The organism is Salinivibrio sp. IB868 (genome assembly GCF_001995655.1).
GTDB classification, from domain to species: Bacteria; Pseudomonadota; Gammaproteobacteria; order Enterobacterales; family Vibrionaceae; genus Salinivibrio; species Salinivibrio siamensis.
Genome location: NZ_MUEW01000019.1, coordinates 25,215 through 33,623, shown reverse-complemented (window position 1 = coordinate 33,623; position 8,409 = coordinate 25,215). Strand labels below are relative to the sequence as shown.

Sequence of the window (8,409 nt, the reverse complement as noted above, 5' to 3'; positions counted from 1 at the left end):
ATGTATACTGGGTTAAATAATATAGAATCAGGAAGGGTTTCAACTCCTTTTTCTAATCCTTATGATTATGCTTTTTTTATGACGTTTTTTGTTTACTACTTTTTTTCTAAACTACTATTCTCGAGTTTTTCTCGTTATATTATTGTTTTTTTACTATCGCTCATAATGCTGATATTGCCTCAATCTCGGTCGGTAGTGGCTGGTTTCATTGTTGGTTTTTTTGTTATAACCCCGATGGTTTTAACATATTTTGGTCTTAATATTAAACAAAATAAGATAAGGGTTAGTCTGCTTTTGTATTATTTTTGTTTTATTGTTTTAGTATTGGTGTTGCTATTTAGTTTGCCGTATCTTTTAGAGAATTTTAGCTATTTGACCGGGCAGTTTGTTCGCTTCTTTGAAAATGGTGATATAGGTAACTCAGCAGGGCACAGACTTAATCAGTTCCTTTTTGCGATCGATAGGGCGAATTCTAGCCTTATCATTTTTCTGTTCGGTAATGGTCCATCAAAAGGTGAAATGGCGTTGGTTGAATCTATATACAGTTACTTACTGTTTAGATACGGTTTAATGGGCTTTCTATGCTACTTCTTTATCCTGTTCTTGTCGGCTTACCAATGCTTCAGAATTTTAAAGAGCATGAACGCGAAAAATACCGATTATGCTTTTTTTATGGCTGTTTTACTTTGGCTTTTGACTGTCCCGTTATTGTCAATTGGCAATAATTTCACTGAACAAGTCAGATTGTCTTTTTTCTATTACACGTTGTTAGGTTTAGTGGGGGGCTATTATCAGTTTTATTTTAGAGTGTCAAAAAATGAGAATTACTTACGTAACAATGCAGTTCCCAGTTCCAAGTGAAACATTTGCTTCTTTAGATATTGATTCATTGATAGGTAAAGGGCATGAGGTTACGATTATTGGCTTACGAAATAGACATAAAGATCATCTAGATCTAATTGAAAAAAGGGGGCATCATAAACTTTCAATTACACATTTTAATGTTAATGTGTTTTTTAGGAGTATATGGTTTGTTTTTTCGCACCCAGTGATGTTTTTCGACCTGCTGTTTTGGCTAGTCATAAATTTAAAAACGTCCCCCAGACATTTGATTAAGAGCTTAATATTGATTCCTTCAGTATTAGGTCAGTTTCATAAACTGATTAAAGAAACTCCTGATGTTGTTCATCTTTTTTGGGGTCATTATCCCGCCATGTTTGGATATTTAGTGTATAAGAATATGCCTAAAGTGGTGCTATCGCAGTTTCTAGGTGCTCATGATTTAACGACAAATTACAGTCCCAGTTACTCGTTGGCCAAACGAGTAGATACGCTATTTACTCATTCTAGATCGAACTTGGACGCCTTGCTCAAAAAGGGGATTGAACCAGAGGACATTAACATCGTTTACAGAGGAACTAAATTAAATGCTACAAATGGTATCTCCGCAACTATTGGCAGAGGATTAGTGGATCCCGTATTTCTTACTGCAGCTCGATTGATTGAAGAAAAAGGAGTAGACGATGTTATCGAAATATTCGATGCTATAAGTAGCAAGTATCCAGAAGCAAAATTATACATTGCGGGCGATGGTCCATATTTAGATACATTAATAAAAATTTCGAATAAAAAGAAATGCAGTACAAGAATACAGTTTTTAGGGCATGTTGACCAACAGAAACTAATCAGAATCATGAACAATGCGCACTTTTTCCTTCTTATGTCGCGGTATCCATCAGAAAGATTACCCAATGTAGTAAAGGAAGCAATGTATCAACAATGTGTAGTCGTTACTACTCGAACCGAGGGAATTGATGAGCTTATTGAGGAGCAGCATTCAGGCTTTATTGTCGATAAGCGCGGTATAAAAGCAGCTATTGATAGAGTCGAAAAGTGCCTGGATGAGCCTAAAGTATCGAAGAAGATTGCCTTAAATGCAAAGCAGCGAATAGATAGCGTCTTTGATGTTGACAAATCCATGGAAAAATACTGTGAATACTGGTTAAGAGCGAAGAAAAGGAAAGAGTTATAATGAATTTGGTATCTATTATTACTCCGTCATATAACTCTTCTCTTTATATAAATGAAACTATTTCTTCAGTTTTAAGCCAGACATATGAGTATTGGGAACTAATTATTGTTGATGATGGTTCTACTGATGGTTCCGTTGATATTATCAAAAGTTTCTGTCGAGAAGATTCAAGAATTAGACTAATTGAGTTGTCAGGTAACTCTGGTGCTGCTGTTGCTAGAAACACTGCTATACAGGCGGCTAGAGGTAGATATATCGCATTTTTAGATAGCGACGATAAATGGAAAGCGAGAAAATTAGAAAAGCAGTTGAAATTTATGCGTGATGGAAATGTAGCTTTGTGTTTCTCGTCTTACGATAAAATTAATGAACGTGGAGAGTTTATCAGCGCTGTGAAGGTCCCTGAACGCGTTTCTTACCACCAACTTTTAAAGTGTTGTGTTATTGGGTGTCTTACCGCAATTTATGACACGCAAAAAGTTGGGAAAATGTATATGCCTCTAATTCGTAAAAGGCAAGATCTTGGCCTCTGGCTAAAAATCCTCAAAAACTGTGATTATGCCTATAGCTTGAATGAGGTATTGGCCGAATATCGAGTTCATAGTCGATCTATTTCTTCGAACAAACTGATAGCCGCAAAATATAACTGGGCACTTTACCGAAAAATAGAAGAACTCAGTTTTTTGAAAAGCCTATATTATTTTTGTCACTATGCTCTTAACGGTGTTCTACGTAGGCTTCGATGATCATTCTAGCTAAGTTAATTTACCATTATGAATGGGCGTTGTTGATCAAATCATTCACCTAACGCACTGATCCCAATAGAATTGCTCCCAGCAATCAACTCGGCAACTAACAGGCATACCCAGGGCGAGCACATGAGTGTTTTTTTTTCAACCATCGCTGGTATGCCTGCGGCTAAAACCTTCTCTAAGAAGCTGGTATTCATGAGACAACGCTTCTGTTTTAATACCAAGCTGATCTTGGTCGGCTCTGCTCGCACCATATTTGAGGCCATGTGTCGCAGACAGGCAACATTCGCTGCGCCATTGTCTTTATTAATTTGGCAGGCGTCTTCACCCATGTTGACATCTAACACCCAGTGCATGGCTTCAATGCCCCAATGCGAGCGGATAGCACGGCTTGCCTCATCGGCAGTCAGTGATTTTGAGCTGGTATAGTAGCGATACTACAGCGACATCGGACGCTCTTTTTCAACACGCAAAGACTCAACTATGACAAGGCTTTGTAGTGATGGCTAACGAGTAAAGTCGCCTGATAAATATTCTTTATCAATTACATAGCACTGGCGCGACTCATTACGACCGTGGCCATGCTCAAACACAACATCGTCATTGAAGGTTCGGCGCTGCTCACTGAATGCCGCAGTGATCGCAGGGAAAACGCATGAAGAGCCGCGGCATGCCTGGGGTAGCGAATGATTGACTGTTGTTATACATATTATGTTGTCATAAATTTGAAGTTAGCAATGCACTAACTCATATTATCGCTCTGAGCGATATAGTCGACTAGTGAATAAATTTTAAACTGCCGACGATATATTAAATTATCTATGTGTTCCCAGTAGCTTTTTTACAATTCCAGTAATTCGCCAAATATATGTTATAAATATAAGGTAAATCGCGAAGCAGGCTAAAAACGCAATCAACATGATGTATTCTGGCACTCGAGCAATATCGCTATAGATCCCGATGCCTGCATACAAAGCTGAGATGCTACAAATAGCGAGCAGTGTTTGTTTCGAGGTAAGTCCGACCCGTTGGAAAATATGATGGAGGTGGTCACGGTCTGGTTTAAACGGTGATTCGCCTCTGCGAATGCGTCGGATCATGATCGCGACCATGTCCATCAATGGAACAGCGATGAGCCATAATGCGGTGACGGGACGTAATGGCGGCGCCTTTCCATTCTGGCTGGAAAAAAGCAGTACCCAAACAACGGTAAAGCCAATTAGCATGCTACCAGCGTCACCCATAAACACCTTTCTCTGGCGGCCTAGCAATCCCATATTGAGAACGACATACGGCACAAGGGTGGCGACCATGGCAAAACAAAAGTAAGCCATATGAGCTTGACCATCATGGAGCAAAAGCAGCGCTAATCCGCCGAATGTGACGATAGATAGCCCACCTAATAGACCATCAATGCCGTCCACCATATTAAAGGCATTGATAGCGGCAATCACTGCTAGCACAGTGACCGCGTACCCAGCAGATCCCAGGTTTATTTCGCCTGTTCCCAGTAAGTTGCCCAAATTTGTGAGCTCGAGGTTGCCGACCCACATCATTGCAATGGACAATAGCGCTTGTACAAATAAACGGATTTTGTAGCTTATATCGAACCTATCATCCAGCGCCCCGACAATAACGAGCACGATCACACATGACGCATAGAGAGTTGGTGACTGCAGGACGGAGGGATTATTAAACACAAAATACAATAGCGTTATACTGGTCGCTATGCCGCCTGCAAGGGGAACGTTATCGATGTGTTGCTTGCGTCCGGAGGGAATATCGACCAAACCCACAGCCTTGGCCATCTTTCGAATCACAAAGAGAGAACAAAAGGCAAAAAAGCACAGAAAGGCCAGTTCAATAAATGGTATGAGCACGTGGTATCCCTCAACGTCAATCAGGCGCTAGTTTAATGATTTTTAGGGCAGGTAGGAAGTCAGCGAGCCCATATCATATTAGTTTGGTTGTTTTGTGCGCTCATAGTTGCTTCATTGGTACCCATTTGGATTTTTAGACTGCCAGCGCCAAGTGTCTTCTACCATAGTTTGTAAATCGCGTGTTGCCTTCCAACCCAAGTGGGTTTCTGCATAAGCCGGATCAGCGTAGCATTCGGCGATATCGCCGGCTCGACGGGGTTTGATTTCGTAAGGGATCGATCGGGCGATCTGCAGCCACTTCAAACGCATGCACCATTTCTAGCACACTGTTGCCTTGGCCGGTACCGAGGTTAAAAATATGAGTGCCAGGTTGATGGATTTTTTTATCCAACGCAGCCAAATGGCCCTCGGCCAGGTCGACGACATGAATATAATCTCGCACACCGGTGCCATCGGGCGTATCATAATCGTTACCAAATATGCCTAGCTTTGCCCACTGCTACTTGTGCCACAAAAGGCAGCAAGTTATTGGGTGTGCCTTGTGGATCTTCGCCGAGCAGGCCAGATTCATGTGCACCGACGGGGTTAAAGTAACGCAGCAAAGTGATACTCCAGTCGGGATTGGCTTGTTGAAAATCTCGGAGGCACTCTTCCACCATCAATTTGCTACGTCCATAAGGATTGGTCGCCGAGGTGGGAAAATCTTCTTTGATGGGTACCGATGCAGGATCGCCGTAAACGGTAGCTGATGAGCTGAATATCAGAGATTTCACTCCAGCTTTATTCATTTCACTCACGAGAATGAGAGTGCCGGAGACATTGTTGTCGTAGTATTTCAGTGGCTTTTCAACTGACTCACCCACAGCTTTTAATCCGGCAAAGTGGATGACGCTGTCAATACTGTGTTCAGCAAATACGCGCTTTAAGAAAGCACTGTCACGGATATCGCCTTGCATAAAAGTTGGTCGTACGCCAGTGACTTGCTCAATACGATCGAGCACTATCTCTTTGCTATTGCATAGATTGTTGATAACAACAGGCGTGTGGCCTTGTTCAATCAGTTGAATGCAAGTGTGGCTACCAATATATCCCGTGCCACCAGTGACGAGTACCTTCATGATTTATCTGCCTAGTTTAATACCAAGTTCTGTCAATATGGGCGACAGAATACGGAATACTGGGGGAGAAGGGAAGAGTTGCGGAGTGCTCGCAGAGGGGCTTTTCCGTATTTCGTCATCCGCTCCCCGAGCTCTTGCACCGAGCGAGTGCGCTGTAAGATAATCTCAGCACGGCGCGTATACCATGACGTGCATTAACAAAAAGGAATAACAATGAAAGTACTGGTTACCGGTGTGGCCGGGTTTATTGGTAGTGCGGTGGCGAAAAAGCTATTGGCACAAGGTCACCAGGTGGTTGGGATTGACAACCTCAATGATTATTACAATGTATCACTCAAGCAGGCCCGTCTGGATAATATCCCTCAAGCTGGCTTTACCTGTGTAATGCTTGATATTGCCGATCGTGATGCAGTTTCTGACTTGTTTGCAGCGCACAACTTTAACCGTGTGATCCACCTTGCCGCTCAGGCGGGTGTACGTTATTCGCTGGAAAACCCGCATGCGTATGCCGATTCTAACCTTGTCGGTCACTTGAACATTCTAGAAGGGTGTCGGCATCATCAGGTTGAGCACTTGGTCTATGCCTCTTCAAGTTCGGTATATGGTTTGAATGAGACGGTGCCGTTTGAGACCAATCACTCGGTTGACCACCCTGTATCGCTGTATGCCGCGACTAAAAAATCCAATGAGTTGATGGCGCACAGCTATTCGCATCTCTACGATATTCCGACCACAGGTTTGCGCTTTTTCACCGTTTATGGCCCTTGGGGTCGTCCGGATATGGCGCCGTTTATTTTCACCAAGAAAATTCTTGATGGTGAGAGTATTGATATTAATAACCACGGCGATATGTGGCGTGACTTTACCTATGTGGATGACATTGTTGAAGGCGTGGTAAGGATTGCGGATGTAGTACCTGCGCGTGATGATGATTGGACGGTAGAGCATGGCTCACCGGCTTCGAGCTCGGCGCCTTATGCGGTATACAATATTGGCCATGGTAGCCCGATCAACCTGATGGACTTTATCCAAGCGATTGAAGTTGAGCTGGGTATTGAGGCGAAGAAAAACTTCCGCGGCATGCAGCCGGGGGATGTTTACCAAACCTATGCCGATACCCAAGATTTGTTTGTGGCAACAGGCTATCAACCCAAGGTAGGCGTGAAAGAGGGCGTTGCTCAATTTGTAGAGTGGTATAAACATTTCTACCAGAAGTAGTCATTATTTAAGTCGGCTTATGCTTTTATGGCATTTTTAAATGCACCATTATTAGGGCTTAAGCGTCGTTCATATGACTTTATTGGTAGGCAGGATAGACAAAGGATGAACAAGCCAATCGGCCTGTTCATCCTTTTTTGTTTGTGGTTATCGCACAATCAGGCCGAGTAGGATGCCGACCACCCCAAAGTCTGCATCGCTAAAGGTGGTGTTGGCAAAACCCAGGTCGCCGAGTACGGGGAGCAAGAACACGGGCAGGAAGGTGATCAGTAGGCCTTGCGCAAAGGCGCCTAAGATTGCGCCGCGTCGTCCGCCGGTGGCATTACCGAATACCCCTGCCGCTGCGCCGACGAAAAAGTGGGGCACAACGCCTGGGATAATCACCGTTAGCCCCAGTATATAGAGTAGGAACATACCGACAAGCCCAGCAACAAAGCTCGATAAAAAGCCTACTAACACCGCATTGGGCGCGTAGGGGAAGACCACGGGACAGTCGAGTGCTGGCTTGGCATTGGGCACCAGTTTGTCGGAAATCCCTTTAAACGCTGGCACAATCTCAGCAATCACCATTCTTACCCCTTGCAAGATTACATACACCCCGCCTGCAAAGGTGATGGATTGCATTAGTGCAAACATAAACCAGTGTTTACCGTCACTCACCTCGCGCACAAAATCTCCGCCGGCAAACAGACACGTCACCATAAAAATAATCCCCATGGTGAACGAGATGGCGACTGGTGTATCACGCAAGAACAACAGACTTTTGGGCACGTCCATGTCTTCAGTGGAGTGGGCTTTGTTGCCAAACTTGCTGCCAATAAAGCCGGCTAACACGTAAGAGAGGGTTGAAAAGTGGCCAATGGCGACTTCATCTGAACCCGTGACTTGTTGCATGTAGCGATGGGCGATGGCAGGGAAAAACACCATCACCGAGCCGACAACCACAGAGCCTAATGCGACCAATGGGATGCCTTCCATTCCGCTGGTGGAAAGAATCGCGGCGACCATCATCGACATAAACAAGGTGTGATGGCCGGTTAAAAAGATGAATTTCCACGGGGTTAAGCGTGCGATAAGAATGTTAACCAGCATGCCGAAGAACATGATCATTGCCATTTCCTTACCAAAGGCTTCTTGCGCAATGGAGACAATGGCTTCGTTGTTGGGCACCACGCCACTGATACCAAACGCATGCTGGAAAATGGTGGCAAAATCCCCAAGTGAGCTGACTACCAATGAGGCACCGGCTCCTAGGATCACAAAACCCAGAATAGTTTTGATGGTGCCTTTGATGCATTCAGTCGCGGGCTTTTTCTGGGCGATTAAACCAATCAGTGCAATCAAACCCACTAATACCGCGGGCTCAGAGAGCACGTCTTTCATCAGGAAGTTAAAAAAGGGCATAACGT

At 43.9% G+C, this 8,409-nt stretch carries 6 protein-coding genes and 2 pseudogenes; 4 read left to right on the top strand and 4 right to left on the bottom strand.

Annotated elements, in window-relative coordinates; all coding sequences use genetic code 11:
- The 3 genes from BZG20_RS16020 to BZG20_RS15365 form a co-directional block, all read left to right on the top strand.
- A partial coding sequence (locus tag BZG20_RS16020; RefSeq protein WP_077579549.1) for a hypothetical protein occupies nt 1-861 on the top strand: 861 nt, incomplete at its 5' end.
- Nucleotides 818-2,032: a glycosyltransferase family 4 protein gene (locus BZG20_RS15370; protein WP_077579548.1), complete on the top strand. Its 1,215-nt coding sequence runs from the start codon at nt 818-820 to the stop codon at nt 2,030-2,032. The genes BZG20_RS16020 and BZG20_RS15370, both read left to right, overlap by 44 nt.
- Nucleotides 2,032-2,778, top strand: a complete 747-nt coding sequence (locus BZG20_RS15365) for a glycosyltransferase family 2 protein (protein ID WP_077579547.1) — start codon at nt 2,032-2,034, stop codon at nt 2,776-2,778. The genes BZG20_RS15370 and BZG20_RS15365 overlap by 1 nt, the downstream gene beginning before the upstream one ends.
- Nucleotides 2,779-2,939: 161 nt before the next feature.
- On the opposite strand, the pseudogene BZG20_RS16225 reads toward BZG20_RS15365, so the two are convergent.
- The 3 genes and pseudogenes from BZG20_RS16225 to galE all read right to left on the bottom strand — a co-directional run.
- Nucleotides 2,940-3,428, bottom strand: a pseudogene (locus tag BZG20_RS16225) (ISAs1 family transposase); the annotation flags it as partial.
- Between the two features lie 171 nt (nt 3,429-3,599).
- Complete coding sequence (gene wecA, locus BZG20_RS15355; RefSeq protein ID WP_077579545.1) at nt 3,600-4,664, bottom strand: UDP-N-acetylglucosamine--undecaprenyl-phosphate N-acetylglucosaminephosphotransferase; 1,065 nt, start codon at nt 4,662-4,664, stop codon at nt 3,600-3,602.
- 111 nt (nt 4,665-4,775) lie between these two features.
- Nucleotides 4,776-5,782, bottom strand: a pseudogene (gene galE, locus BZG20_RS15350) (UDP-glucose 4-epimerase GalE).
- A 213-nt stretch (nt 5,783-5,995) separates the two neighbouring features.
- Between galE and BZG20_RS15345 the strand changes: the two are divergent.
- A complete protein-coding gene (locus tag BZG20_RS15345; protein WP_077579544.1) occupies nt 5,996-7,000 on the top strand; it encodes an NAD-dependent epimerase in 1,005 nt (334 codons plus the stop codon).
- A gap of 147 nt (nt 7,001-7,147) precedes the next feature.
- On the opposite strand, the gene BZG20_RS15340 is transcribed toward BZG20_RS15345, so the two are convergent.
- Complete coding sequence (locus tag BZG20_RS15340) at nt 7,148-8,404, bottom strand: PTS ascorbate transporter subunit IIC (protein WP_077458580.1); 1,257 nt, start codon at nt 8,402-8,404, stop codon at nt 7,148-7,150.
- Between the last annotated feature and the right edge of the window lie 5 nt (nt 8,405-8,409).